Source organism: Chryseobacterium sp. BLS98, from assembly GCF_001045445.1.
Lineage (GTDB): Bacteria > Bacteroidota > Bacteroidia > Flavobacteriales > Weeksellaceae > Chryseobacterium.
Genome location: NZ_LFNF01000003.1, coordinates 110,061 through 134,188, shown reverse-complemented (window position 1 = coordinate 134,188; position 24,128 = coordinate 110,061). Strand labels below are relative to the sequence as shown.

At 37.4% G+C, this 24,128-nt stretch carries 25 protein-coding genes; 5 read left to right on the top strand and 20 right to left on the bottom strand.

What is annotated here, in order from left to right; translation table 11 throughout:
- Nucleotides 1-108 precede the first annotated feature (108 nt).
- The 5 genes from ACM40_RS11815 to ACM40_RS11795 form a co-directional block, all read right to left on the bottom strand.
- Nucleotides 109-1,284 carry an MBL fold metallo-hydrolase gene (locus ACM40_RS11815; RefSeq protein ID WP_048503005.1) on the bottom strand — a complete coding sequence of 392 codons (1,176 nt, stop codon included), beginning with the start codon at nt 1,282-1,284 and terminating at the stop codon, nt 109-111.
- Between the two features lie 17 nt (nt 1,285-1,301).
- A complete protein-coding gene (locus ACM40_RS11810; RefSeq protein ID WP_048503004.1) occupies nt 1,302-1,955 on the bottom strand; it encodes an NAD(P)-dependent oxidoreductase in 654 nt (217 codons plus the stop codon).
- A gap of 58 nt (nt 1,956-2,013) precedes the next feature.
- Nucleotides 2,014-2,424: an Rrf2 family transcriptional regulator gene (locus ACM40_RS11805; protein ID WP_048503003.1), complete on the bottom strand. Its 411-nt coding sequence runs from the start codon at nt 2,422-2,424 to the stop codon at nt 2,014-2,016.
- A 66-nt stretch (nt 2,425-2,490) separates the two neighbouring features.
- Nucleotides 2,491-3,441, bottom strand: coding sequence for a hypothetical protein (locus ACM40_RS11800; RefSeq protein WP_048503002.1), 951 nt, complete (start codon nt 3,439-3,441; stop codon nt 2,491-2,493).
- 105 nt (nt 3,442-3,546) lie between these two features.
- Nucleotides 3,547-3,981 carry an FKBP-type peptidyl-prolyl cis-trans isomerase gene (locus tag ACM40_RS11795; RefSeq protein WP_053077109.1) on the bottom strand — a complete coding sequence of 145 codons (435 nt, stop codon included), beginning with the start codon at nt 3,979-3,981 and terminating at the stop codon, nt 3,547-3,549.
- A 243-nt stretch (nt 3,982-4,224) separates the two neighbouring features.
- Here ACM40_RS11795 and ACM40_RS11790 point away from each other — a divergent pair, with 243 nt between their 5' ends.
- Complete coding sequence (locus tag ACM40_RS11790; protein ID WP_048503001.1) at nt 4,225-5,232, top strand: catalase; 1,008 nt, start codon at nt 4,225-4,227, stop codon at nt 5,230-5,232.
- A 119-nt stretch (nt 5,233-5,351) separates the two neighbouring features.
- Here the strand turns inward: ACM40_RS11790 and ACM40_RS11785 are convergent, their stop codons facing one another.
- From ACM40_RS11785 to ACM40_RS11740, 10 genes are all read right to left on the bottom strand, one after another.
- Nucleotides 5,352-6,743 (bottom strand): T9SS type A sorting domain-containing protein, encoded by a 1,392-nt coding sequence (locus tag ACM40_RS11785; RefSeq protein WP_083996848.1) that lies wholly within the window; start codon nt 6,741-6,743, stop codon nt 5,352-5,354.
- A 170-nt stretch (nt 6,744-6,913) separates the two neighbouring features.
- Nucleotides 6,914-7,315 carry a DUF1348 family protein gene (locus tag ACM40_RS11780; RefSeq protein WP_048502999.1) on the bottom strand — a complete coding sequence of 134 codons (402 nt, stop codon included), beginning with the start codon at nt 7,313-7,315 and terminating at the stop codon, nt 6,914-6,916.
- A gap of 3 nt (nt 7,316-7,318) precedes the next feature.
- The gene (locus ACM40_RS11775; protein ID WP_048502998.1) at nt 7,319-7,846 is read right to left on the bottom strand and encodes a TetR/AcrR family transcriptional regulator; all 528 of its coding nucleotides are present in this window, start codon (nt 7,844-7,846) and stop codon (nt 7,319-7,321) included.
- A gap of 359 nt (nt 7,847-8,205) precedes the next feature.
- A complete protein-coding gene (locus ACM40_RS11770) occupies nt 8,206-9,240 on the bottom strand; it encodes a TerC/Alx family metal homeostasis membrane protein (RefSeq protein ID WP_048502997.1) in 1,035 nt (344 codons plus the stop codon).
- Between the two features lie 173 nt (nt 9,241-9,413).
- Nucleotides 9,414-10,022 (bottom strand): TerD family protein, encoded by a 609-nt coding sequence (locus tag ACM40_RS11765; protein WP_048502996.1) that lies wholly within the window; start codon nt 10,020-10,022, stop codon nt 9,414-9,416.
- A 100-nt stretch (nt 10,023-10,122) separates the two neighbouring features.
- Complete coding sequence (locus ACM40_RS11760) at nt 10,123-11,046, bottom strand: hypothetical protein (protein ID WP_048502995.1); 924 nt, start codon at nt 11,044-11,046, stop codon at nt 10,123-10,125.
- A 40-nt stretch (nt 11,047-11,086) separates the two neighbouring features.
- Nucleotides 11,087-12,256, bottom strand: coding sequence for a toxic anion resistance protein (locus ACM40_RS11755; RefSeq protein WP_185097192.1), 1,170 nt, complete (start codon nt 12,254-12,256; stop codon nt 11,087-11,089).
- Nucleotides 12,257-12,258: 2 nt separating this feature from the next.
- A complete protein-coding gene (locus ACM40_RS11750; protein WP_048502994.1) occupies nt 12,259-12,816 on the bottom strand; it encodes a TerD family protein in 558 nt (185 codons plus the stop codon).
- Complete coding sequence (locus ACM40_RS11745) at nt 12,806-13,630, bottom strand: phosphoribosyltransferase family protein (RefSeq protein WP_048502993.1); 825 nt, start codon at nt 13,628-13,630, stop codon at nt 12,806-12,808. Before ACM40_RS11745 ends, ACM40_RS11750 begins: the two co-directional genes overlap by 11 nt.
- Before the next feature lie 5 nt (nt 13,631-13,635).
- Nucleotides 13,636-14,304 carry an HAD family hydrolase gene (locus ACM40_RS11740; RefSeq protein ID WP_048502992.1) on the bottom strand — a complete coding sequence of 223 codons (669 nt, stop codon included), beginning with the start codon at nt 14,302-14,304 and terminating at the stop codon, nt 13,636-13,638.
- A 511-nt stretch (nt 14,305-14,815) separates the two neighbouring features.
- Here ACM40_RS11740 and ACM40_RS11735 point away from each other — a divergent pair.
- From ACM40_RS11735 to ACM40_RS11720, 4 genes are all read left to right on the top strand, one after another.
- Nucleotides 14,816-16,348, top strand: a complete 1,533-nt coding sequence (locus ACM40_RS11735) for a SulP family inorganic anion transporter (RefSeq protein ID WP_048502991.1) — start codon at nt 14,816-14,818, stop codon at nt 16,346-16,348.
- 592 nt (nt 16,349-16,940) lie between these two features.
- Nucleotides 16,941-17,372: a transposase gene (locus ACM40_RS11730; RefSeq protein ID WP_048502990.1), complete on the top strand. Its 432-nt coding sequence runs from the start codon at nt 16,941-16,943 to the stop codon at nt 17,370-17,372.
- Nucleotides 17,353-17,733, top strand: coding sequence for a helix-turn-helix domain-containing protein (locus ACM40_RS11725; protein ID WP_228376173.1), 381 nt, complete (start codon nt 17,353-17,355; stop codon nt 17,731-17,733). The genes ACM40_RS11730 and ACM40_RS11725 overlap by 20 nt, the downstream gene beginning before the upstream one ends.
- 156 nt (nt 17,734-17,889) lie before the next feature.
- Entirely contained in the window at nt 17,890-18,336 is a 447-nt protein-coding gene (locus ACM40_RS11720; RefSeq protein ID WP_048502988.1) for a VOC family protein, read from the top strand.
- A gap of 43 nt (nt 18,337-18,379) precedes the next feature.
- On the opposite strand, the gene ACM40_RS11715 is transcribed toward ACM40_RS11720, so the two are convergent.
- The 5 genes from ACM40_RS11715 to ACM40_RS11695 all read right to left on the bottom strand — a co-directional run bounded on the left by ACM40_RS11715 (nt 18,380) and on the right by ACM40_RS11695 (nt 24,121).
- Nucleotides 18,380-19,723, bottom strand: coding sequence for an SWIM zinc finger family protein (locus ACM40_RS11715; protein ID WP_048502987.1), 1,344 nt, complete (start codon nt 19,721-19,723; stop codon nt 18,380-18,382).
- A 2-nt stretch (nt 19,724-19,725) separates the two neighbouring features.
- Nucleotides 19,726-22,422 (bottom strand): DUF6493 family protein, encoded by a 2,697-nt coding sequence (locus ACM40_RS11710; RefSeq protein ID WP_048502986.1) that lies wholly within the window; start codon nt 22,420-22,422, stop codon nt 19,726-19,728.
- A gap of 273 nt (nt 22,423-22,695) precedes the next feature.
- Nucleotides 22,696-22,974 carry a hypothetical protein gene (locus tag ACM40_RS11705; protein WP_048502985.1) on the bottom strand — a complete coding sequence of 93 codons (279 nt, stop codon included), beginning with the start codon at nt 22,972-22,974 and terminating at the stop codon, nt 22,696-22,698.
- Nucleotides 22,975-23,210: 236 nt separating this feature from the next.
- Complete coding sequence (locus ACM40_RS11700) at nt 23,211-23,762, bottom strand: 3'-5' exonuclease (RefSeq protein WP_048502984.1); 552 nt, start codon at nt 23,760-23,762, stop codon at nt 23,211-23,213.
- Nucleotides 23,759-24,121 (bottom strand): cyclic-phosphate processing receiver domain-containing protein, encoded by a 363-nt coding sequence (locus tag ACM40_RS11695; RefSeq protein WP_410492735.1) that lies wholly within the window; start codon nt 24,119-24,121, stop codon nt 23,759-23,761. Before ACM40_RS11695 ends, ACM40_RS11700 begins: the two co-directional genes overlap by 4 nt.
- Between the last annotated feature and the right edge of the window lie 7 nt (nt 24,122-24,128).

Genomic DNA, 24,128 nt, shown 5'->3' with positions numbered 1-24,128 from the left:
ATTATAGATTTTAATGAAAGCAAAGAATGAATCAACAAGTTGATTTGATGAAGCATATGGTTGTAGGAACCATAAAAAACTGCCGTCTTGCGACGGCAGTTTCAGTATTTATTTCAGAATTTTTAAGGTTCCTTTCAGATGGGTAAAGGTCCCGTTTGGATCTGCAATATTGGTATAGATTATATTTTTATTATAATCCTGAATATGGGTAACATTAGAGCCTAATTTAGGTTCGTGCCAATACACCATGAAGACATTCTTTGCTACTTCTACAGCAGTATACTGTACGGTATCCGTGCGGCCTTTTACATTTTCGGAAACTCCTGTGAAAGACATTTCTTTATTGTCTTTAAAATCCAGAATGAATTTAAGTGTTCCGAAATCTACTTCTACTTTATTTCCAATAGCCGGATAAGGTGACTTCAGATCCCAATCCATTTCTCCGAAGAAAACTTTTGCTCCCATGGCCAGCTCATCTTTTCCGTGAAGATCAGGATATTTTTTAACCATAAAATCTACAACTCCGGAAGATGTTTTATTTTCAGTAACAGCTGTTTTATAGTTTTCCAGATAGTTTCTGACAAAATCAAGAGATTGGGGAGACAAAGACAGCTTGGCAAAGTGGGAAGGCACCACCTGTTCAGGCTTCAGTGCTTTCATAGCATCAATCTGGGCAATCCACTGGTCAATGGCTTTCACATTCTGCGTATCTGCCATCCAGATGTGTGAATCTACGGAAACGGAAATACCTCCTGCAATTGTTTTCAGTGATGGGATCCACACAAAACTGTGAGCTGTATCTTCAGCATTCTGCCTGAGTTCAATTTTATTTCCTTCCAGGTCCGGAATGGCATTTGCAGCTTCAGGAACGATGATTTCTGACGGAGCATCTTCTTTCAGTTGTGGCTTCCATACTGCCATTTTATCATCTTTGGAGGCAGATATAAGATAGGCAGTCTGTGCGGTTGAAATGATTTTCACGTTTGGGAATGCCTTTTTGATGACATCCAGCCCAAAGTAAAAATCCGGGTCACTGTGGGAAATAAATACCGTTTTCAGGTTTTTTCCTGTGGCTTTAATTTCCTTGACCAATTGCTCTGCATATTGCTTCTGAAACTGGGCATCGATAAGCATTGCATCCTTATCTCCGTAAATAATGGTGGAAGTAATGGGAAAAATGGCTTTTGAACCGGGATTATATACTTTGATCTTTAAGTTTCCGGCCAATAAAATACCTGCAAAGCCCAATATTGCCATCAGCGATAATAATTTCTTTTTTAACATTGTTGATTTTTTTTGAATTAGTAAGCTGCTGTAAAACGCTCACGGATGTGGTTATTCTGTTCCAGTTCGTCTGCCAGAACTACAGCTACATCTTCTACAGAAAGACGGCTTCTTCCGTTCTCGTCAAAAACAGGAGTTTCCAGGGAAGTTCTGTATTTTCCGGTTCTTTCCCCTACATTCGCCTGGTTCATTTCAATAGCAGGGCTGAAAAAGGTCCAGTCAAGGGTATTATTTTCTTTGATTTTGTTTAAATAATCTCTTGCTGCGGTGGCTCCCGGCTTGTAAGCTTCAGGGAAATCTGGAGTATCTACGATCTGTACGTTGTCCGGAGTATAAAGGCTTCCGGCCCCTCCCACTACGATCAGTCTTTTTACGCCTGATTGTTCTACTGCTTTTTCAATATTGATGGAACCGTTCAGAAAATCATTATAAAGGTTTGGGTTGGTCCAGCCTGCGTTGAAGGCACTGATCACGGCATCATTTCCTTTTAAAGCTTCTGCCAGTTCTTCTGTGTTGTTCACGTCAACACTTTTTGCGGTTACATTTTCTTTTGATTCTACTTTAGAAGCATCTCTTACCAAAGCTTCCACTGCGTATCCTCTTTCTGTTAATTCATTTACGATTTGGGTTCCTACGAAACCTGTTGCTCCAATTACTGCTACTTTTTTCATAATATTTTATTTTAAATTAAATTGTAATAAAAATTGTTACATTTATGATTAAAAAATTTTACTCAAACTGTTCGGAAAATTCTTTCAGAGATTTGTCGCCTAAAAATTGAGTAACCAATCGATCTGTTTCTTCAAATAATGTATTTAAGTGGGTATTAATCTCCTTCCCTACACTGCAGGCAGGATTGGGATTTTGATTCTTCTTGCCTAAAACTTCAGTATTCTTCACTGCTCTGTAGATTTCAGAAATACTGATGTGTTCTGCATTTTTACCAAGCTGGCTCCCTCCTTCTTTTCCCTGTCTGCTGGTAATAAGACCTGCTTCTCTCAACACGCTAATTTCTTTTCGGACAATCGCGGGATTGATATTGATGCTGCCGGCAATCCATTCAGAAGTGAGCCACTCCTGAGGACTTTTGGCCAATAAGGTCATAATATGTATTGCCGTAGCAAATCTTGTATTGTTCATTGTAATTACTTGGCAAAGATATAAAAAATTTTAAATGTAACAAATTTTATTACAGTTAATTTTTTCTTAAAGAATTAATTTATCCAAATCTAACAGCAGATAGTTAATATTCTGGTTGATGGTTCGTGTTGCAGACTGCATTTGATTCAGCATTGCAGCCCGGTTGTGAAGGTCATCCGCCCTGTAGAAACCTCCGTCACTAAAAATCACGGATTGGTCTGCGGCTGCTTTTTCATCATCAAACTGGTAATGAAGCCATCTTTCTTTCATACTGCTGATAATGGAATGCTTTTCTTTATTGGAAAATTTTTTCTCGGTATACATATACCAGATGAAGGGCGGAAAATTCGGAGATTCCAGCTTTTGTCTCCAGATATCCCTCAGCAGGTTTCTTTGGTGGATAAATTCTACCTTCTTCCCTTTTGGATTAAGGGTAGCAAGACCGAAGCCTGCTCCCAGGACTCCCCCACTGATATCAACGGCATTACTCCATCCTCCGTCCTGTATAATTCCGCCTGCAACGGATGCTGCAGCTCCTGTTACAATGGAAAGAAGGATCAGTTTATTATTTTTGGAGTCATTAAGGTTGTCTACATAATTTCCTATTTGGGCCACCCTTTCCCCTTCGCAGTCGAATTCTGCCGCCACAGCATCCAGTTCGGTCAGAGCAATGGTAATTTTACTGTTGATTTTACTTTTAAGCTGCAATACTTTAACCTGTGAGGCTATGGAGGAATCTTTTTTAAGCTCAATAATCTGGTGCACCTCATCAAGGTTATCCAGTGCGTTGAGAATTAAAATACTCTGGTCAGAAAACATTCCTTTTAAATCTTTGTTGGCCAGCAAAATAGAATCAGAATTGTAGGAAGGAATTCTGTTGCTGTAGTTGTATTTAAAAGGAGCTTTGCAGTAACTGTCTTTCAGCGTAAGGATGTTCTGTTTAATTGCCTGATTCTTTTTGGAAACACAGGACGTCAGAATACTCAAAATTGCGAAAAGATAAAATATTTTTCTCATTCAGTTATATTTGACTTGTATAAAAAAGTTGATGTGCACGAATATAGTATAAATAAAAAAATTTACCTGAGGTCAGGTAAATTTTTAAGCTATTTTTAAGCCGGATTATTTTATATCCAATAATTCAACTTCGAAAACTAGTGTAGAATTAGGTCCTATTTCTTTGCTGATCTGCTGATCGCCGTAAGCTAAATGTGGAGGGATAATAAGTCTCCATTTGCTTCCGATAGGCATTAACTGTAAAGCTTCTGTCCATCCCTTAATTACTTTATTTAAAGGGAAAGATGCCGGTGTCCCTCTTTTCACAGAGCTGTCGAAGACCTTACCTGAAATGGTCGTTCCGTGATAATGGCATTTTACAGTAGATTTAGGCCCTGGTTTTGCACCGTCACCTTCAGTGATAATCTCATACTGTAAACCGCTTGGAAGCTGTACAACACTTTCTCTTTTACCATATTCTTCCATGTATTCCTTACCATCGTTAAGGTTCTTTTCTGCCAGTTCTTTTTTCTTTTTAAATAACATATCTGCTACTCCCATTGTTGATATTTTTTTACAAAGATAGGGGTTTTTGAGTTGCGGGATGCGAGTTGCAGGTTTAAGGTTTTAAGTTTGAGGTTTGGGGTTTGGGGTTTAAAGTTTTGAGTTTAGGGTTAGTGAAGTCGATTGCTTAAGTATAGGTTGGCAGTTCTTACTTCACTGTCTGAGGAAAATTCAAACAATTTTAATATTATGTTAACACAGATTCCGAAACTTGGCGTTATAATTGGATTTAAAAACTAAATGCCACAACCACTAAAATATAATAAGAAATTTGATGAGCTTAATGAGGAGGAAAAAAAACTTCTGGAAATCAATAAAAAGTCGATTGCAGATTTCGTAGAACAGTCATCTTCAATTAGCGACGTCAACTATGCCACCAGAAATGCCCATGCTAAAACATATGCTGTAGCTGATGGTACATTTTTTATTGATCAAAACGTTCCTGAAGAACTCGCTTCGTTTTTTGACAATGAAAAATTTGACCTGACGATCAGGTTTTCGAATGCTCATCTGAAAATAAAAAATACTGAAAAGGATATTCCTGCTTATGGATTTGCCATAAAGGTAAAGGATGAAAACGGCGGGCTGATCGCAAATTTCCCCCTTGTTAATTTTCCTTTATTTCCAACAAATTCCGTGTCTCATTTTTTGAAGCTTTTTACTGCCATTAACCGTTTTTATATCAAAAAATGGAGTAGTATTTTTTCGCTTGTTTCGCAGGCGGTTAAGATAATTCCTGCTACTTTTTCTCTATCCTTTATTAAAAATATATTGAAAATTCTGGGCAAAAGGAATGATTTTATCCTGTCTTTCGACTATCATTCGGTAGGCGCTTACCGCCTTGGTGAACATATGATTAAAATAAAGCTGGTCCCACTATCCGTAAACAAAAAATTCGGACGGAAATTAAAGATAATGGATGCTTTGAAAAGTTATTTCCAGGATCATGATTATACGGCAGAGGTTTTAATTCAGTTCTGCTATGACCTGAAAAACCAGCCTATCAACAGACTGAATGTAGAATGGAAAAATTCTCCTTACATTAAAGTCGGGGAAGTGATCATCAGTCAAGGAGCACTGCTTGATCCCCGAGACTGTACCAATGAGCTGCTTTCATTCAATCCATTTGAAAGTAAAATCTTTTTCCAGCCTGTAGGAAAGATACAGAAACTGAGGGATGAGGCGTATAAAGTGTCTGTGCAGACAAGAAGAAAAATTAATAAGCTGTTACATGGGAAGAGTGGATAGATATAATGAATTATGAGCTTGTAAATACAAAGTTACAAATACTTTGATATGGCTTATTAAAAATAGAAAAGGGACAGCATAAACACTGTCCCTTTTTTAATCTTTATATTCAATAATTATTACTTTTCAGTTTTTATCAATTTTTTTACAACTGTATTTCCCTTCAGATCTTCTATTTTAACCCAATATATGCCTTGCTGTAAGGATTCTATATTAACAACGTTGCTATCTGCAGAAGATCTTATTAACCTTCCTTCTTCATTGTAAATTTTTATATTTTTGATTCCTGATAGATTTTTTATCATAAATAAGGCCTTTGCAGGATTGGGATACAACACTATCCTTTCATTTTTCACACCAAATTCTCCAACGTGCAAGACTGCACTTGTAGGACAGGAAACAGCTGTGGGTATATTCTTTTCAATATTGGTACCATCTCCAAGCTGTCCTGAACCATTGTCTCCCCAAGCCCAAAGTGAGCCATCCGTTTTTAAGGCAAGTGTATGGTTATATCCTCCTACTGCAATTTTCCAATTGTTTTGTACACCAATTTGGGTAGGCACCAATTTATTAAGATAAGTACCATCACCCAATTGTCCTGTGCTATTGTCTCCCCAGCCCCAAAGTGTTCCGTTATCTTTTATTGCCAATGAATGATTAACCCCGGCTACAATGCTCTTCCAGTCTGAAGCAGTACCTATTTGGGTAGGAACAAGCTTATCTGTGGTCGTTCCGTCACCTACTTTCCCATAAGCGTTGTATCCCCAGGCCCAAAGTGTACCATCTGTTTTTAATCCCAAATTATAATTGGGTCCAGCTGATATACTTTTCCAATTGTTATCTGTTCCTACCTGAACCGGACTCGTTTTAGAGACATTAGTACCATCTCCCAATTGTCCTGTACTATTGAAACCCCAGGCCCAAAGTGTACCATCCGTTTTCAGGGCAATAGTGTGAAATATTCCAACACCAACGGTTTTCCAATTGGTTCCGGTTCCTATTTGAATGTAATTATAGTTCTGGTCTGTTATTGTTCCATCTCCTAATTGTCCAAAAGTATTATCTCCTCTCGCCCATAGTGTTCCATCTGTCCTTACTGTTAGTATATGTTCCCCGGGAGATATACTTTTTATATTAGCAGCACTCCCTATCTCTACGGGACTGGTTTTATTCTCATTGATAGCGCCTCCCATTAGTCCATGAAAATTACTTCCCCATCCCCAGAGTGAATCATCAGATTTTATAGCCAGAACATAGTCTTCTGCGGGGATTGTTATGATACTTTTCCAGTTAGCATTTCCTATCTGAACCGGGCTTGTTTTATATACAGTAGTACCATCTCCTAGCTGTCCATACCAATTATTTCCCCAGGTCCAGAGGGTTCCGTCATTTTTAACACCTACAGAGTTCCATCTTCCTGTAGCGATTTCTTTCCAACATTGGGGAAAAGCCAGAAAAGGCATAAGTGAAAAAAGTAAAAATACTTTTTCAATTGATCGATTTTTTCTCATTTGTATTTAAGTTTTATCTCCGAATTTTCATTTCTAATGAGAACAAAATTCAGATGGGTTATTAATTATATTGAAGAATTATACCCTAATTTTTTGACAAATATAAAACAAGAAAATGAATTTCCTTCATAAAAAAGACTGTCATTGCAACAGTCTCTCTATTATAATTTTCAATCTTCTTCTCTGATAGCCAAATCATTGATACTTGCATATCTTTTCGCCATCAGGCCGTTTTCATCAAACTCCCAGTTTTCGTTTCCATAGGCTCTGAACCAATTTCCATCTTTGGTTTGGTATTCATATTCAAAGCGGACGGCAATACGGTTGTCTGTATGGGCCCAATATTCTTTTTTAAGCTTATAATTGAGTTCTTTTTGCCATTTTTTCTGTAGAAAGGCAACTATTTCCTCCCTTCCGTTAATGAAAGTATCCCTGTTTCTCCATTCACTGTCAACAGTATAAGCTTTGGACACTTTTTCCGGGTCTTGGCTGTTCCAGGCATCTTCTGCCATCTGTATTTTTTCTATTGCCGTTTCAAAGGTGAAAGGCGGAAGCGGATGTTTCTGTTCCATTTTTTAAGGAATTAAATGATTAATTATTTTTTTTGATCTTTCGATGAGTTCATTGGATTTGAAAAGCTGGCTTTCTATAATACTGCTTTCAAAAAGTAAATAGATATGATCTGAAAGTTCTTGATCTTTCAACAGCTGCAGAAAATAATTTCTGAGATCTTTTTTATGCTGCTGGATCACGCTTAAAATTTTAACATTATCCATTGGAATCTCAGATAAAATATTGAGGAAACTACAACCCCTGAAATTTTCTTTTTGGTTCATGTAGATAAGAAAATCGAAAGATTTCAGAATTCGAAGCTTCAGATCTTCTTCTTCACCACAAAAAATATTCAACTCACTGAACCAATATTGATGTCTTACATTTAGAAATTCCACACAAAGATCTTCTTTAGACTTAAAATGCTGGTAAAAGCTTGCTTTGGCCACTGTTGCTTCAGAAATAATCTGGTAGATTCCCGTAGAATTATAACCCTGGCAGCCAAACAGATCAAAGGTTGTTTCCAGTATTCTTTCTCTTGGAGATTTCATTCTTATTATTTTATAATACAAATGTACAAGAAAATTTTAATATAGACAGACTGGTCTGTTTATTTTTTTTAAATAATATTATTTTAACTTATGTTCTCATATGGATGGAACGAATAGCAGGTTTATTTTCCTATTTATCAAACATTAAGCAGAATGAAGGAAATAAGAGGAGTTAAGGGAAAAAATCTTTAGATTTTTTAAGCACAGTCTTTAAAGCGAAGCTGTTCTTAATGTTCTTAAAAACTTCATTTTTTCTTAATGGTTGGTTTGTAAGCTCATTTTAAGCAATAAAAAATACAAAAAAGCTCCTGAAATCAGATTTTCAGGAGCTATTATATATTAAAAAGAATTTTTATTATTTATTCTTCTTCCAATTTTTCTTCCTCTTTTTCAGGGAATAAGATTGATGCAAGAACCGCGATTACCAATACACCTCCCACAATTCCTAAGGAAACTGGAGAAGAAATATGAATCCATGGTGCGATCAGCATTTTGATCCCGATAAATGACAGAATAATAGCCAGTCCATATGAAAGCTTGCTGAACATATGGATAAAGTTCGCTAACAGGAAATATAGAGACCTCAATCCTAAAATCGCAAAAATATTTGACGTATAAAGGATGAACGGGTCATTGGAAATTGCAAAAATTGCCGGAATAGAGTCTACTGCGAAAAGAACGTCAGTAAATTCAATTACTCCCACCACTACTAAAAGCGGCGTTGCCATTTTGATTCCGTTCTGAATGGTGAAGAATTTATCGCCATCGTAATTATCGGAAACTTTCCAGAAACTTTTGATCAGTCTTGCACCAGCTGTATTACTGTAGTCTTCATCATCTTCACCATCTCCTTCACCCCAGGACTTAATTCCCGCATACACAAGGAACACCCCGAATAAAGTCATCACCACATTAATCTTTACAGCTTCTCCGAAGATATTCATTTCAGGAAGATAAGTAAGATTAATCAAACCTACTCCCGCAAAGATAAATATCGCTCTGAAAATCAGGGCTCCGATGATACCCCAGAAAAGAACTTTGTGATGAAGGTATTTCGGAACTTTAAAGAACCCGAAAACAAGGATGAATACAAATAAGTTATCCACAGAAAGGGCCTTTTCTATCCAGTAGGCTGCCTGATATTGCGTAAATTTCTCTACGGCCAGTGTATGGCTTTCAGGACTTCCGTCTGTATTGAAAACCCAATAGACTACTCCGGAAAATACCATGGATAATGAAATCCATACGATAGACCAGATGGTAGCTTCTTTGGACGATACTTCATGGCTTTTTTTGTTGAATACTCCTAAATCCAGGAGCAGCATGATAACAACCGTTACCGCAAATCCCCACACCAAGCCCGGGTGCAATTCTAAAATACTTTGATGTTCCACTTCAGTTTATGTTATTATATGATAAAAGCAATAGATGTACGGTATGCACAAATATTGCTCATTTTAATGATTTTTATTTGATATCAATACGTCAATAAGTTTTTAGCTCAAGCTTATAAAATTATTCTTTTTTTTCGAATGAGCCAAAACACATCTTTACTGATTTCTATTGATTATAAATAGTTGGCCTGAACCGTCTGGATTGTCTGTTCAAGTTTTCTGTCTGATGTAGGATCTCCGATTGCATTAAATTTCCATTCACCATTTCTTTTGTAGAAAACTCCCATAACCATTGCTACATGTCCTTTGAATGAGGCATCATTGGCAATATCATATTTTGCGAAAACTTCTCTTACGTTGGTAGGTGTTCCTTCATAAATACGGATGGAAGCGAAAGGAATAGTTCCGAAATCCTGCCCCTGGTAACTGTTCAGTACCAAAGCAACGTGTTCTACATTGGGCTCCAGCTGGCTGAAATCTACCGTAATCACTTCGTTATCCAATCCGTCATCTCCGTTTACATCACCGGTAAGGTCATCTCCACTATGCTTTACAGATCCGTTTCTTGATTTCAGGTTTCCGAAATAAATAACTTCTGTAACGTTTTTGTTGGAGTCATATAAAATACAGCTCCCGTCCAAGTCCACTGCTTCTTTTTTTGTTCCGAAAAATCCTTTTTTCTCGATTGCTCCCCAGTTGATTCCTACGCAGGCTTGGGTAAGCTCGGCACCGTTTTCCTTTTTCAGATTAATTCTCTGACCTTTTTGTAAGTTAATAGCCATCTTTTTATGGTTTAGTATTGTTGTTATTTTTTCAAGGCAAATTGGCTTTTTGCAAATTCACTTCTTGCCTTTTCGCGATTTTGCCTTCAGCCTTTTCGCTTTAATTGTTATTCAAATTTAAATTCAGCATTGCGCGCAGGATATTCGTTTCTTCATCGAAAGCGAATATTTTGCTCATGATATCTATATTTTCGAGGTTTTTAAGATAATCTTTCAGCACATTTTCCACTTCTGAGGGTATCGTCCGTTTTCTTTCGTTGATGGAATTTTCAAGCAGCTCATTCTTTGCTTTAAGCTGGTTAATGATCGAGCTCTGATTCGACTGGTTTTCTGAAATATCCAGTTTTTCCAGCTCGCCATCAAATAAATAAAGCTTTTTATCATCCACTCCAAAAACAAAATAATCATCGGACTGGAAGATTTTAAAAAGCTCATATTCAAACGTCCCAATAAGGTAGCCACAGACAAAACGAACTTTGAAGCCTTGAATATTCAGCCTTCCCAGGAGTTTTCTTTCTATCGTATAATTTTTATACTGATAGGCCGGAAAAGGTTTAGGTTTAAGCTGTTCTTCGTCTGCTCCCGTCCTGTAGAATTCCTGACCGTATTTCTTATGGAAGTACAGGACATTATTCCAGTCTGCTGTAAAAATATCTTCTGTAAGGTCTTTGTAGAGTGTTTTCAGATGCTGGGAAAATATACCGCTGTACATTTTCCGGTCGGTCTGAAAACTGTCTACCCTCCTTTCCTCAAAGCTTTCAATATATTTTGTATTAACATCAATTTCGTTAATAATCGTCAGCATATCATTTTCTTTCTGCCTTTTTATTTTGGTCAGAAGCTCAATGAGGCTGTCTGTATACTGAAGGTGAAAAAGTTCCAGCTTGCTGTAGTCCAGCGCTTTATTTTCCTGAAACAAATTGTGGATAATATCTGTTTTGATGTAAATAGATATGATATCAATATGTTCAAAAAAATTAGCAAGAAGTTTAAGCTTGGTTAATCTCCTTTTACTCTGAGACATTATGGTTGCTGCGTCATCCCCCACCTTGGTATGCTGTTATTTAACCTCTGACATTTGCTTTTAGTTCGTGCTCCAATGTCTGAAGATCCTGATCCAGTTTTCTTCTTCCTTCTGCTCCCTGTTTTTGGATCTGCTTCACTTCATTCAAAGTATTGATCAGCATTGAAGTGGTTTCTCTCAATGTTTCTACGGATACAATCGTCTGTTCGTTCGCTCTTGCCACATTCACTGAATTCTGGCCGAGACGTTCTGCATTTTTCTTCAGGATCGCTTCTGTAGTAGAAGATACTTTCTGCTGAATTTCGATATTCTGCTGCTGTCTGAACATCGCCACAGCCAGTGAAAGCTGGTTTTTCCAAACCGGAAGTGTCGTAGTAAGGATCGTCTGCGCTTTTTCTGCGATAGAAACATTGTTGTTCTGTACCAGTCTAATCTGTGGAAGCGATTGCATCATAATGATACGCACTACCTTAAGATCAGCCATTCTCCGGTCTAATCTCGCGATGAAATCTCTTTTATCAGCAATCTGGTAATCCTGGTAATTCTGCGGAGCGGCTTCCATTTGGGCAAGTTCTCCGGCAGCTCTTTCCATTCTTACATTTCCTGCAATCACCAGATCTTCAATAGCCTTGATGGAGTTCACATTGCTTTCGAAAATAGTCTGCAGAACTGCATTGTCTTTGGTAGACGTTATAATTCCGGCATTCACTTTATGGGCAATCTGATCTATATTACTGATAATTTTGTCATATTTTGCGAAAAGATTTTCTACCTGCGTCATGACTTTTTTCATGAACGGGATTTTGCTCAGAAAGCTTTTCACTTTATTCTGCTGAAGCTCATCAACGTCTACATAGTTCAGTTCTACCAAGAGATCATTGATCAAGGCTCCAACTTCTCCCGAGTTTGACCTTCTTACATTCCCTAAGAAGCTGTCACTCTGGTTGGATAAGGTTTTCTGAAGTTCCGCACCGTAATTCACGATGGAACCTGGATTGTTTTCATCGATGGAATTGGCCAGAAGCTCGTATTTCTGTTTTTCTTCTGATGGTAAATGAGCCAGATTTACATTTCCTTCCTTGTCCACAAGAACCGGCGGTGCTGCACTTTGTGCAGGCTGGCTTGGCGGAGCCATTGGTGTCGGCTCAAATGTTTTAAGAGGCTCAATTGACCCCATCGGATCTATGGGCTGATTATCCTGATTGTCCATAATTACTTTTGATAAATTGATACAAATTTTTCAAGGCCTTCTCTCTGACCGGCCCCGACTGCTTCAAATTTCCATTCTCCGTTCCTGTTGTAGATTCTACCGAATTCCACAGCGGTTTCAATAGAGAAATCTTCATCCAGTTCATACTTCAGGATTTCCTCATTGGTATCTGAATTAAAAATTCTGATAAAAGAGTTTCTTACCTGTCCGAAGTTCTGCTTTCTCGCATCAGCATCGTGGATTGTCACCACAACGGTAATTTCCTGAATTGCTGAATCTATTTTTGTAAGGTCTATTTTGATCTGCTCATCATCTCCTGACCCTTCACCGGTAAGGTTATCTCCTGTGTGGATCACAGATTTGTCCGGAGATTCAAGGTTATTATAAAAAATAAAATGGTCGTCTGAAACCAGTTTTTTGTCACCTCCCAATAAAAATAAAGAAGCGTCAAGATCAAATGCTGTTCCTGTAGAAGTATTATTGATATCCCATCCTAAACCTACAGTGAATTTAGGTGCGTTAATGTTTTCTCTCTGTCCTTTTTGTAAGTTAATAGCCATAATAGAGTTCCGTTTGTGTTAAAGTATTGATGTTGTTTTCGTATTCTTTTATTAAATGATAATTATTGCTGATGGCCAGCTCCAGAAGCAGGTCCATCTGCTCCTTTTTTACTTTAGACGTAAGATAGTCAAAATTACTTGAATCCAGGCCTAAAATATATTTTACAATCCTTGTATTAAATTCGAAATCCGGCTTCTCCATTACTTCTGCAACGTGCTTTACATTTTTAACTGCATAATAATTGAAAAAGTTTTCAATCTTCGGATCGAGGTTAAAATTCATCAGTTCCGCATAATAGAGGAACATAAAATCAGCCTCCACATTGTATTCATCCAAAATTCTGTTTACCGTAAATTCATGGCTTCCCGTGATTTTTATATCGTCTATAAAAATACAAAGTTTTCCGCGTAAAAAGTCTTTGTCGATATAGTAAGTATCATTGGCAATCAGATTTTTACGGTCTTCAAAATTAAGATTCCCATAATCCGTGATATAGGTATGATTTCTATTGATCTTTGATAAAATACTGGATTTCATCCCTTTTTGAAAGAGGTACATATCCAGATGCTTTTTAAAGAAAAAACATAAGAAATTAGAGGCTGTCGGGATGGCCATATACGGGCTTGGGAGGACCACAATCTCTTTTTCTGTGTTTAAAAGTTCTGCATGTCCGGCAATGAAGCCGTCGAATAATTCTCTGGCAAATTTCTCAGCATACGACTTAGCGCCATACTTAAAATAGCTGTATTCCGCGGGTGAGAATGTGAACTCATCCGCCGAATGAATGTGGTGTAAGCTGTATCTCTTGTTCATATGTATTAGTGTTTTAGTAGGTGTGCACTGAAGCCGAAATCTTTTGCACCTTTGTAATCCGCCACCGGATTGTCTCCGATATGAAGAATACGGTGCATCGGAAGTTCCTGATCTTTAAGATTGTTCTTTATTTCCTGAAAAATAAGAGGATTGGGTTTGGAAATATTGATTTCATCGGAATAAATGTGGAAATCTATATACTGATCCAGCTCTTCCTGGATCAAAAATTTTCGCATTGTTCTTCCTTTGATAAATCCTGTATTGCTTAAAATATTAACAGTTTTTCCCTGGTTTTTAATCTGATCAAGAAATTCTTTTATGTTTTTGAAAATGATAACCGGCTTATATTCTAAAAACAGCTCTTCACTTTTCAGGTAAAACGTTTCCAGCTTATTTTTATCTAATTGTCTTACATCTACATTCAGCGCACTCAGAATCATTAAATAGATCTCAAATGTATCGATATTCCCGCCAGTTACTTCATTGATTGTATTGCAAAGATCATCATAATATTTTACAGTTTTAGCAACTTCATCAATAGGTTTATCAACATTAAAAAACGAGGTGAACAGCTCAACTCTTTTTGTTTTAAATTCAGGATGAGATTTGATTAGGGTGAGCCACAAGTCAAAAGAAAAATGACAGTGGTTGTGAATGTCGATATCCGTTTTCAATAGTTTTAAGTTAAAAGTTTTATTTAGCTTTCTTGAAAAAGATTTAAAATTATTTAATCATCAACAAGGGTTTAACAGGCTATTCTTCCCAAAGATAAAATTTTTCTCATAAATGCATGATGTCCTTGTCTGTTTTAAGAAATTTTTATGAATTTTGAATAGTTTCACGGTTTATTTAGATCATAATTAATGATGATTTCTCTCACAGATTTTGCTGATCACACAGATTTTTTTCTGCCGCTTCTATCTTCTTCTGTTTTTTCTATTTTTCTTATAGAAATTCCATCTCTATTTCCTGCTCTTTGTAAGGTTCGTTTTATTTTTTCTACCTTTGCAGTCTATGAACCGATTCGCAAATATATCCTCGCAAATCACACCGCCTTAAGGACTAAGGTGAATATTTCTCTCATATTCGGAATTACTTTTTGGATCTGTTTTATATTATATATCATCAATTTTTAATCTTCGCACCTTATTTGCTAACAGGTGTTTTTATATCTCTCAATAGTTTATGGAAAACATATTATCTGGTTTTCAATCATTGCGGAATGTCAATCTTAAAAATGAAATTCTGGCGGGGTTAACGGTTGCCATGACGATGATCCCGGAGTCCTTATCATTTGCCATACTGGCCGGACTGTCCCCGCTTACAGGTTTATATGCTGCTTTTTTAATGGGAATTGTCACTGCCATTTTTGGTGGGAGGCCGGGAATGGTTTCCGGTGGTGCCGGAGCAACGGTTGTCGTTCTAATAGCTTTGGCTTCATCTCACGGGGTGCAGTATCTTTTTGGAGCGATTATCCTGGGAGGAATTATTCAGATATTGGTAGGAACTTTTAAGCTTGGAAAATTTGTCCGGCTCATTCCCCAGCCCGTCATGTACGGTTTCTTAAACGGTCTTGCCGTTATTATTTTTATGGCTCAGGTGGCCCAGTTTAAAGTGGTTAAAGATGGTATCACTACATGGATGGAAGGCTCAGCATTGATGATTATGGCTGGTTTAACGGCGCTTACGATTTTGATCGTTTTGGTTTTTTCTAAAATAACCAAAGCTGTTCCTGCATCATTGGTTGCCATCATTATTGTTTCTGCGTTGGTTTACTTTTTTAATATTCAAACCAAAAAGGTAATAGATATTGCTTCAGTAAGCGGTTCATTACCTTCTTTTCATATTCCTGAAATTCCTTTTACTATAGAAACCCTGAAAATTATTTTTCCTTATTCTTTGGTAATGGCGGGTGTAGGGCTGATAGAATCTTTACTGACTTTAAATATGGTAGATGAGATCACCAATACAAAAGGAAAATCTGATAAAGAGGCAGTGGCTCAGGGGATTGCCAATATTACCAACGGATTTTTTGGAGGAATGGGCGGCTGTGCCATGGTAGCCCAGACGCTGGTAAATATCGGAGCAGGGGCAAGAACAAGAATTTCTGCTATTGTCGGAGCTTTAACGATCCTTTTTATTATCCTCGCTGGAAGCTCCGTCATTGAACAGATCCCAATGGCTGCCTTAGTAGGGGTTATGATGATGGTAGCCATCACCACTTTTGAATGGGCTTCTTTCCGTATCATTACAAAAATGCCCAAATCAGATATATTTGTAGGGATGCTTGTTGCTCTCATCACGATTATCCTTCATAATCTTGCCCTGGCTGTATTGGTTGGAGTTATTATTTCTGCCCTGGTATTTTCCTGGGACAGCGCCAAAAGGATCAGAGCCAGAAAAACAACGGATGAATCGGGTAATAAAGTCTATGAAATTTACGGACCGCTTTTCTTTGGCAGTACAACCGCTTTTACCGAAAAATTTGATGTAGCCGGTGATCCCCAGACTATTGTTATTGATTTTAAGGAATCCCGTGTGGTAGATATGTCAGCCATTGAAGCCCTCAAAAAAATCACTGAAAAATATAAGGTGCAGAATAAACATGTTGTTCTTAAACATTTAAGTTCCGACTGCATCAAACTTCTGGATAATGCCGGTGGTTTTATAGAGGTGAATATTGAGGATGATCCTACCTACCGTGTGATGCCAAAATAATTTAAAAATAATTTTTAACAAAATAATAAGCGTGGATGTCTTCATGATTATCCACTTTTTGTTGAAACCCCTTTCAGCATTATCATTTCAACTTAAAACAATTCACTTCTTCGCTTATTTAATATGTTAATTTTAATTAAATTTTATTTTTACATGCTTTTTTTATTCATTTTTAGGGAATCACTTCTATTTTTTATTTAAATTTGAAAAATTAACAAACAGACAGGTTACTATTCAATTAAAAAATTATAGTAATAAATCTGTTGACACTAAGGTAAATAGCTAAAAATATTACAAACTGTATAGAAATACCTGATAAGCATATTTATACAGAAAAGCATAAAATCTGAATTCACTGATGAGAATATAGAGCAGGAAATGGAAGATATAAAATATTCTTAAGATATAACATAACAATTATTGGCCGGTCATCCCTCAGACTGCCGACTATGCATATACCATATATGCTATCCAGCTTAAATTTCTCTTTTGACAACGCTAAGATTTTCTAAAGCGTACTTTGACGCTACAGGCATTCATTTGGAATATGTTATCTATTTTCTTTTTATAATTTAACAAATAGTATTTATACATGTTATATAAAGAAATTCATATAGGAAAATTTATCAAGGAAATGGTTGATGAAAATGAGGTGTCTATGGAAAGGATCTGTAATTTTCTCAATAAAGATGAGCAGTTTATTGAAAACGTATATCAAAGCAAATCGATCGATACAGACTTATTGCTAAGATGGAGCAAACTTCTGGAATATGACTTTTTCAGACTTTACAGCTCGCACCTTATCCTGTATGCTCCTCCGTCTGCTGTCAACAAAAATCAGAAGAAATCTGATAAAATTCCTTATTTCAGAAAAAATATTTATACTCAGGAAATTAAAGATTTTATTATGAAAAGAATCTTATCCGGCGAGATGACGTATGGCGAAGTGATCAAAGAATATTCTATCCCCAAAAGTACCCTTCACCGCTGGCTTCAGAAAAATAATGATAATACGAACGGATAAACAAAGCCCAATTATGCGTCCCAATTACAAGAAGATATACTACGATATGCTGAGACTGGAACATCCGGAAAAGCTGAAAGACCCAAAGATCAAAGAACTTCTGGGAAAACTGAATACAACTGAGGATATTCTGAATTTGAACGAAAAAATTTTTGAGCAGTCTAAGGAAAGCCAGATCAACAATCAGAAGCTGAAAACCTATGATAAAAAAACAATGTTCAAGCTTTTGCAGTATCAGAATAAGCATGGCTTTTCTACCAGCTATATGTCCAGAAAGTACAAAATCAGCAGAACAACGATTATGAACTGGAAGAAAACCTTCGAAGAAGAAATAGAACAAGTAATTAATGCCGGTGAATAACTCACCGGCATTTTTTTATAAGTGCTTTTAATAAGCTTTGAATCCGTTTTAATTCTCAAATACAATTTTTCTATCATTCATTTCCAATAAAGGAATCAGAGATCCGGCATTTGTACAGAGGCATTATTTAGCTTTGTGTAGATTAAAATTAAAGCGATGATCAAAGGATTATATGAAACCCATATCCAGGTGAGCAGTTTAGAGAATTCTATCCGGTTTTATACTGAAATATTGGGTCTGAAACTCGCCCATATGGATGAAAAGCGCCCTATTGCCTTTTTATGGATACGTGAAAATAAAGAGTTTATGCTGGGGTTGTGGGAACAGAAAGAAAACCTTCAGCCAAGGCATTTTGCTTTTTCCAGCAGTAAAGAAGATATTTTAAATTATTCTGTGGATTTTCTGAAGAAAAAAGATTTAAAACCTTATAATTTTTTGAGGGACGGTATAGATGAGCCGATGGTTTTTGCATGGATGCCTGCATTGGCTATTTATTTCAATGATCCAGACGGGAATCAGCTTGAATTTATTTCTATCCTTGAAGGTGAAGGAAAACCGGAGTTGGGTGTGGTTTCCTATGAGGAATGGATGAAACATCAATAAAATAAAAGGACAGACTTAATTTCCCAGAAGCTGTCCTTTTTATTTAAGCATTTATTAATTTCTTTACGGCAAGAACATGCTTACACGGTCCTCTTTCATCCTGATATTTGCTAAACCATTCGCAGGTACAGCGTTCCTTGTCATTCTCTATGATCACTGTGTGATGTACGCCGGTACCTTCTACCCTTGCTTCTGTTCTCACAGCATTTTTATTTAAAATTTCAACTTTTCCTTCTGCAATAAGCTTTTCTGCATTTTTCATTCTTGGATTTAAACCTACAACCCGGCTTAGTTTGAACGGCAGTCTGCGGTAGAAAAATCCGTTTTCATCCTGATCGTAACCTAAAAGCCCCATAGCGGCCAGTTTTCCCGTAAGATTAACGGTTTTTTCAAGGCTTATATTCTCATTTAAAGCAAATGCCGAAGGATTAAAAGACTGATTGGCATAAGCATATTTATCCAATGCATCTATCCATTCATCCGGAATATCGTCAATAAGACTGTTCAAAACAGCTCCTTCTCCGGAAAATCCCCTCCAGGCTTCTCTTGACACTGAAAAACTGAACCTCAGATTTCCCATACGGAGCTGCCATGTGGTAGACTGCATATGGGCATGTGGAAACACCTGCATCTGATCAATGTAAGGAAGAAGAGGCTCCAGCAGGCGCAGCCTGTGAAGTCCTCCAACACAAACGGCATCTACTGATTTCACCGGTGAGAACATAGGCCTGTTCCCTCTGATAATAAGGTAATAATCTGATTTTATAGGTCCTTTGGGTATTCCTCTGAACAGCTGCTGAGTCTGAATTTTATTAAAGCAATAAAGTTTTTCTGATTCAGAGAGATAGATTTGAACGGTACTTAGCCCTTTAATCCATTTCACAGGCAGCGGGACTTTCCGTTCCACCACTTTTTCTTCTTCCTTATAAAGTCCCAATTCTTTTTCACCTACGGAAAGCATTATTCTTTCATTAAGGCGAATGCTTCCCAGAGCTGTAATCATAGACTGATTGAAATCTACATTGGTAGTTCCGTTTTCAAGAAATTCACCATGAAGTCCGTCAGGTAAAACATCTACCCGTGCATACACACCGGCACAATGCGAAAAACCCTCAAAACGTAATCGTCCGTTTCCGGCAGTAACAATAGGATCTTTAAGCAATGCCATCTGAAACGGTGACAGGTTAAAGCTTGATTTTACAATATTGGAAAGCGTGATGAGGCATCTCGCCAGTATAAACGGCTGACCGACATCTCCCCAGAAAAAGCAGGGTACATCTGTATTTTTCTGAATTTCACTGTATTTGGACAGGAATAATTCTTCGGATGCATCTTTTTTTATCAAAGACGAAGGTCTCTGATAACGGTAAATTAGCGTATCTTCCATATCTATTTTTTTAGAAGAAGATTGCAGATTTTTTTCAGGCTGGAGTTTTCTTTCCAGCTATTCAGTTTTTCTTTTAAGTTTATATCGGTTTCCGATTGGTTCAGAGCCAAAACCTCATGATAAATATCCAGTATTTTTTTTAGATTGGTAACGGGTGTTTCCATCTGCAGCAAAATATGGGTAAGAAGCTGTTCCAAAGCCAGATTATGGTCTTTGCTGACGTTGATCATCTGGTGCTGCATGAGGTCTGTAAGTCTTTTAACAGGAGCCCACTCCAGTTTTTCGTGAAGACCTATTACCCTGCCGAGCTTTCTGTCATCCATTACTTTATGAGACACATGTTCCAGCCATATTTCAGCGGCTGTTCCACGGATTACTTTGTCTCCATCCAGGAAAATGGTTCCCAGAAACAGGTAGCCCATTTCATCCAGAGGCTTTTTCATCTGATGGAGCGCCTGGGCTATATTCAGAACAAAATTTCTTTCGTAAACTTCTGCAATCCCTGAATAAAACAGGCAGTCTTTAATGGTTTTAGCTAAAAGATTCCCTAAGGTATTGGGAAAACTCCATATCAATGAAGGTGTTTCTGAAGAGTTTTTCTGCTCCGCAACAAAGTATTCCAGGAAAAGCTGATGCTCTCTTTTTTTCAGGTGATATTTCGGGACCCTGATGTTAAGCTCAACCGGATAATAAGAGTTTTTTTTGCTGTCAATCGTCTTCCATTCATAAATTCCGGTAAGGAATTCTTTTGGAATATCCTCATAGTCAAAGTTTTGAAATTCTTCAAAAACGGCTTGGGGAGAGCGTGTGATCCCGGCTGTCATCCACCATGACGGATGTTCAATTTGTCCTTTGGGGGCAGAATTTTTGCTAAAGAAGAAAAGAAGGAGGTCTTTATACTCTCCTTTTAATTTTTTCTCCACAAGATGTAATGCTTCTGAAGTTTTTTCTAAGGAGCAGCGCTGCAATGCCAGCTGTACATCAAGGTCATCCGGTTTTATATTTTTGTTCTGATAGATTTCGAATCTTTCTACCAAAGCTTCAGGACTAATCCAGCATGGCTCATGGGTGACGGTAGACAGCAACGGCGTTTTATCTCCTGCTGCTACCTGATTAAAAACATGGACCGCTATATGCTTAAACGGCTCCATAGCCAAACCGCCTGCATAAATATCTTTAATAGGCTTCAGCTTTTTATGATAGGTGGAATAAACTTCTCTGGAAGCTTCGTCCTCACGGGTTTTCTTATATATTTTATCAATATTCTTAAGCTGTAACGGAAATTTTTCTAATAGTAAAAGCCCGTAATTGATAATGAGATTACATAATAATATATTAAATTGATGTACTTCCCATTTGGAAATGGTTTTACAGGCTTTTTGAAATACGGGTTCAAAGAGTTTTACAGAGGCGGCATCAGCTTCATTTCCGAAACGGATAAGCCCAGCGAGCGCCAAATCGTAATAGTAAGTTCCAGGATTTTCAATAGCCTGCTGGAGAAGAAACATAAGATCTTCAAAGCTTTGAAGCTCCTGAACTTTACACTCCTCATTGATGAGTTCTAATTTTTCCGGTTCAAAAACGTCCAGTTCCAATTGCCTGTTATCTATATACTGAACCAGTACCGGCCTTACATTAGCCAGAATATTATCTGCATAATGGGACAGCGCTTCTTTTATCGGTTCAGAAACAGGAATATATTTTAAAATGATCTTTGCCGCTTTGGTCTGTATGCTCTCATCTTTGCTTACAAATGCCGCACTCAAAGCCATTGCCAGATTTTCTGTATCCACTTTCTTTTTCTGAAAAATTCTTTCTGTCACTGCCAGACTGGCGGCCACTACTGTTTTAACTTCCGAGCTTAGCAGATTGGGAAGGAAATTTGAAAATTCATCGGTCCTGAATGCCGGGTCCTGAACGATCTTCTTCAAATTGGCAAGCATCGTATTCACTGCTTTTGACTGCACGGAGGCCAAGCCGGCCATCAGCTCATCCTGAAATATAATGAGTTCCTCGTCAGAAGGCTTCAGTGCATTGAATGTATCCATGAACCATCCTGTAACATTTTTGTTAAAATTCCTGTTGGCCGCCAGCAGGCACTCTTTTAGGAATCTTTTTCTGTCAATTTTATTCTCGGCAATCAGTTTCTGCAACAATGGAGGCCATTCTTTTTTAAAGGGAAGTGATTTTGAAGGAAATTCGCACATATACCAGAAATGAGTTTCCAGGGTTTCCGGGAATTTCTCCAGATCGTAGGGCTGAAGGCTTAAATGATATCCAAGCAGTTCAGGTCTGGGCTGTACATAGCCTTTTTTTGTCCACCCCAGAATATCCTGATAATTAAACGCTGTAAATTCTGCATCAATAGAATTGTTGATAAAATCCGAAAACCAGTGCGGACATCCCCATTCAAGTATTTTTTCAGTCTGTTCCCTGTTCCCGAAAAGGCTCCAGTAGTCTTTCCCGTAATGCTTCTGGTCCATACAGACAAACGATGCTATATCAATAATAGAATGCTGGTCTGCAGAACCTGCAGTATGGTAGGAGTTCTTCGTCATTACGATCTTGCTGATCTCCCTGTCCAGTTTTTTTATGGTAGGCACCAGGGCCTTTTTTTCTTCAGCTGTAAGCTGTTTCAGAAACGGAATAATCTCATGTGCTTTTTCCTCATTAAGGATCTCATAAAGTCTTTCTTTCATTTTTGTTTTTAATTTGATAATAATTTTTTTCAGGTTATTTTAGTTGGCCAGTCTTACAGCTGCAACATAATCAGTTCCGGACTGATTAAAAGGTAAAGTTTTCAGCATATATCCAGGTCTTTTTTAAGACTAAACCGGATGATCTACATTGTAAGAATGGTTATCAATAGTTTTTCAAATGTCCTTTGTGTGGGACTCATCCGGCAAAGCCGGAATTTAATTTTCAAATCTCTTCAAAAGCCATACCAGACGAGGTTTCTTACATTACTCAACCTATCTGCGGATATCATTGGTTAACAATAATTCTGAAAAAAAGTTGATAGGGATTGTCTGATAGCCCGGTGCCAGTTTCTTGTCTTGGTCCTGGGTCCGGCTGGAAGCTAAAACGGCAAGCATAGTGACCTGACTGTAACCCCGGTCTTTATTTAAAAAATTCTTTAAAATGACCGCGGTTTCTTTCTTATCTTTTGGGGTAAACTTTTCAGGAAAAGGAATTATTTCTTTGGTTTTATCATTTAAATAAGTCCTCTTCCATTCATCTTCAGTAAGCATAATTCCAATCTTGGGGACTAAAATAATAAAAAATTGAATGACAGGGTATGCAATTATCCCTTTAAAGTGAATTTTTTAACAAAAAATTATGCTTTCAATAGCAATTTAATCCGTATTTCTGAATAAAAAGTTAAATTATTTCCTCTTACTTTTAACATAGTATCAATAGTTTAAAGCTAAAAAACTCCCTTTCTGAGAAAGAGAGTCATCTGAAAAATAGTTTTTAAATGATTTCACTACCTTTGCTTAAGGCACCAGTGAAGAATTTTTGCAATATTCTTCGCATCATCTACACCTCTGTGGTGAGTTCCTTCAAGCTCAAGATTAAGTTCGTTTAAGGCTCTGCTCATTCCCACACTTTTTCTCACCGTTGGATGCAGCTGGCCAAATAATGTTTTCACATTGATATGGTCGTCACTTAACGGATAATCCACATTGAATCTTCTGGTCTGGTTTTGCAGCATGGTCAGGTCATAGTTTCCGTAACTTGCCCAGGTAAGATTTTCGGAATCATATTCTGCTCTGAGGATATCCAGCGCATCTTCCAGCATGATGCCTTCGTTATCCAGCATATTCTGTGTAATGGAAGTCAGCTCTGTACAGAAAGGACTCACAATTGAGTATTGCGGTTTCACTAAAATGCCTTCATTTTTTGAGATCTTACCGGTTGCTGCATTCATAATGCATACTCCGATCTCGATGATCTCGCTTTCCTGGCCTCTGGGCGGTCTGTCGTTCCAGCAGGTGGCTTCCAGGTCTATAACTAATATATTTTCTGTTGTTTTCATTTTTTAAAGTTTTTTAAAAGGCTTTCAATATTTTTCTTTCCTACAGGATTCATTGAATGACAATAGAATTTTGGCAGCTCTAAGTAATTATCCATACAATATTCTACCAGCCATTTGGCACAATCGTAGCCTGTTTTTTCCGTATATTCATCGGAATCAGGTTTCAGATAATGTATTTCTGCGAGGTCATGGTCAAAAGAGATCATTTCCGGGAGTCCTTTTTCCAGAATTCTGTCGACAAACTGTTCGTAGCTGCGTACAATATGCCAATCTTTCCTGAGGAAAATATCCTGTCTGGTATAATGGTATGCCTCAATTGGGTATCTTATATCATCCAGAAACAATAATCTTTTGGTCATTTCCATG

What these genes read in the sequence shown, in the direction of transcription:
- ACM40_RS11815 (WP_048503005.1), bottom strand. Translation starts at nt 1,284, where the DNA reads ATGTTAAAAAAGAAATTATTATCGCTGATGGCAATATTGGGCTTTGCA.
- ACM40_RS11810 (WP_048503004.1), bottom strand. Translation starts at nt 1,955, where the DNA reads ATGAAAAAAGTAGCAGTAATTGGAGCAACAGGTTTCGTAGGAACCCAA.
- ACM40_RS11805 (WP_048503003.1), bottom strand. Translation starts at nt 2,424, where the DNA reads ATGAACAATACAAGATTTGCTACGGCAATACATATTATGACCTTATTG.
- ACM40_RS11800 (WP_048503002.1), bottom strand. Translation starts at nt 3,441, where the DNA reads ATGAGAAAAATATTTTATCTTTTCGCAATTTTGAGTATTCTGACGTCC.
- ACM40_RS11795 (WP_053077109.1), bottom strand. Translation starts at nt 3,981, where the DNA reads ATGGGAGTAGCAGATATGTTATTTAAAAAGAAAAAAGAACTGGCAGAA.
- ACM40_RS11790 (WP_048503001.1), top strand. Translation starts at nt 4,225, where the DNA reads ATGCCACAACCACTAAAATATAATAAGAAATTTGATGAGCTTAATGAG.
- ACM40_RS11785 (WP_083996848.1), bottom strand. Translation starts at nt 6,743, where the DNA reads ATGAGAAAAAATCGATCAATTGAAAAAGTATTTTTACTTTTTTCACTT.
- ACM40_RS11780 (WP_048502999.1), bottom strand. Translation starts at nt 7,315, where the DNA reads ATGGAACAGAAACATCCGCTTCCGCCTTTCACCTTTGAAACGGCAATA.
- ACM40_RS11775 (WP_048502998.1), bottom strand. Translation starts at nt 7,846, where the DNA reads ATGAAATCTCCAAGAGAAAGAATACTGGAAACAACCTTTGATCTGTTT.
- ACM40_RS11765 (WP_048502996.1), bottom strand. Translation starts at nt 10,022, where the DNA reads ATGGCTATTAACTTACAAAAAGGTCAGAGAATTAATCTGAAAAAGGAA.
- ACM40_RS11760 (WP_048502995.1), bottom strand. Translation starts at nt 11,046, where the DNA reads ATGTCTCAGAGTAAAAGGAGATTAACCAAGCTTAAACTTCTTGCTAAT.
- ACM40_RS11755 (WP_185097192.1), bottom strand. Translation starts at nt 12,256, where the DNA reads ATGGACAATCAGGATAATCAGCCCATAGATCCGATGGGGTCAATTGAG.
- ACM40_RS11750 (WP_048502994.1), bottom strand. Translation starts at nt 12,816, where the DNA reads ATGGCTATTAACTTACAAAAAGGACAGAGAGAAAACATTAACGCACCT.
- ACM40_RS11745 (WP_048502993.1), bottom strand. Translation starts at nt 13,630, where the DNA reads ATGAACAAGAGATACAGCTTACACCACATTCATTCGGCGGATGAGTTC.
- ACM40_RS11735 (WP_048502991.1), top strand. Translation starts at nt 14,816, where the DNA reads ATGGAAAACATATTATCTGGTTTTCAATCATTGCGGAATGTCAATCTT.
- ACM40_RS11730 (WP_048502990.1), top strand. Translation starts at nt 16,941, where the DNA reads ATGTTATATAAAGAAATTCATATAGGAAAATTTATCAAGGAAATGGTT.
- ACM40_RS11725 (WP_228376173.1), top strand. Translation starts at nt 17,353, where the DNA reads ATGATAATACGAACGGATAAACAAAGCCCAATTATGCGTCCCAATTAC.
- ACM40_RS11720 (WP_048502988.1), top strand. Translation starts at nt 17,890, where the DNA reads ATGATCAAAGGATTATATGAAACCCATATCCAGGTGAGCAGTTTAGAG.
- ACM40_RS11715 (WP_048502987.1), bottom strand. Translation starts at nt 19,723, where the DNA reads ATGGAAGATACGCTAATTTACCGTTATCAGAGACCTTCGTCTTTGATA.
- ACM40_RS11710 (WP_048502986.1), bottom strand. Translation starts at nt 22,422, where the DNA reads ATGAAAGAAAGACTTTATGAGATCCTTAATGAGGAAAAAGCACATGAG.
- ACM40_RS11705 (WP_048502985.1), bottom strand. Translation starts at nt 22,974, where the DNA reads ATGCTTACTGAAGATGAATGGAAGAGGACTTATTTAAATGATAAAACC.
- ACM40_RS11700 (WP_048502984.1), bottom strand. Translation starts at nt 23,762, where the DNA reads ATGAAAACAACAGAAAATATATTAGTTATAGACCTGGAAGCCACCTGC.
- ACM40_RS11695 (WP_410492735.1), bottom strand. Translation starts at nt 24,121, where the DNA reads ATGACCAAAAGATTATTGTTTCTGGATGATATAAGATACCCAATTGAG.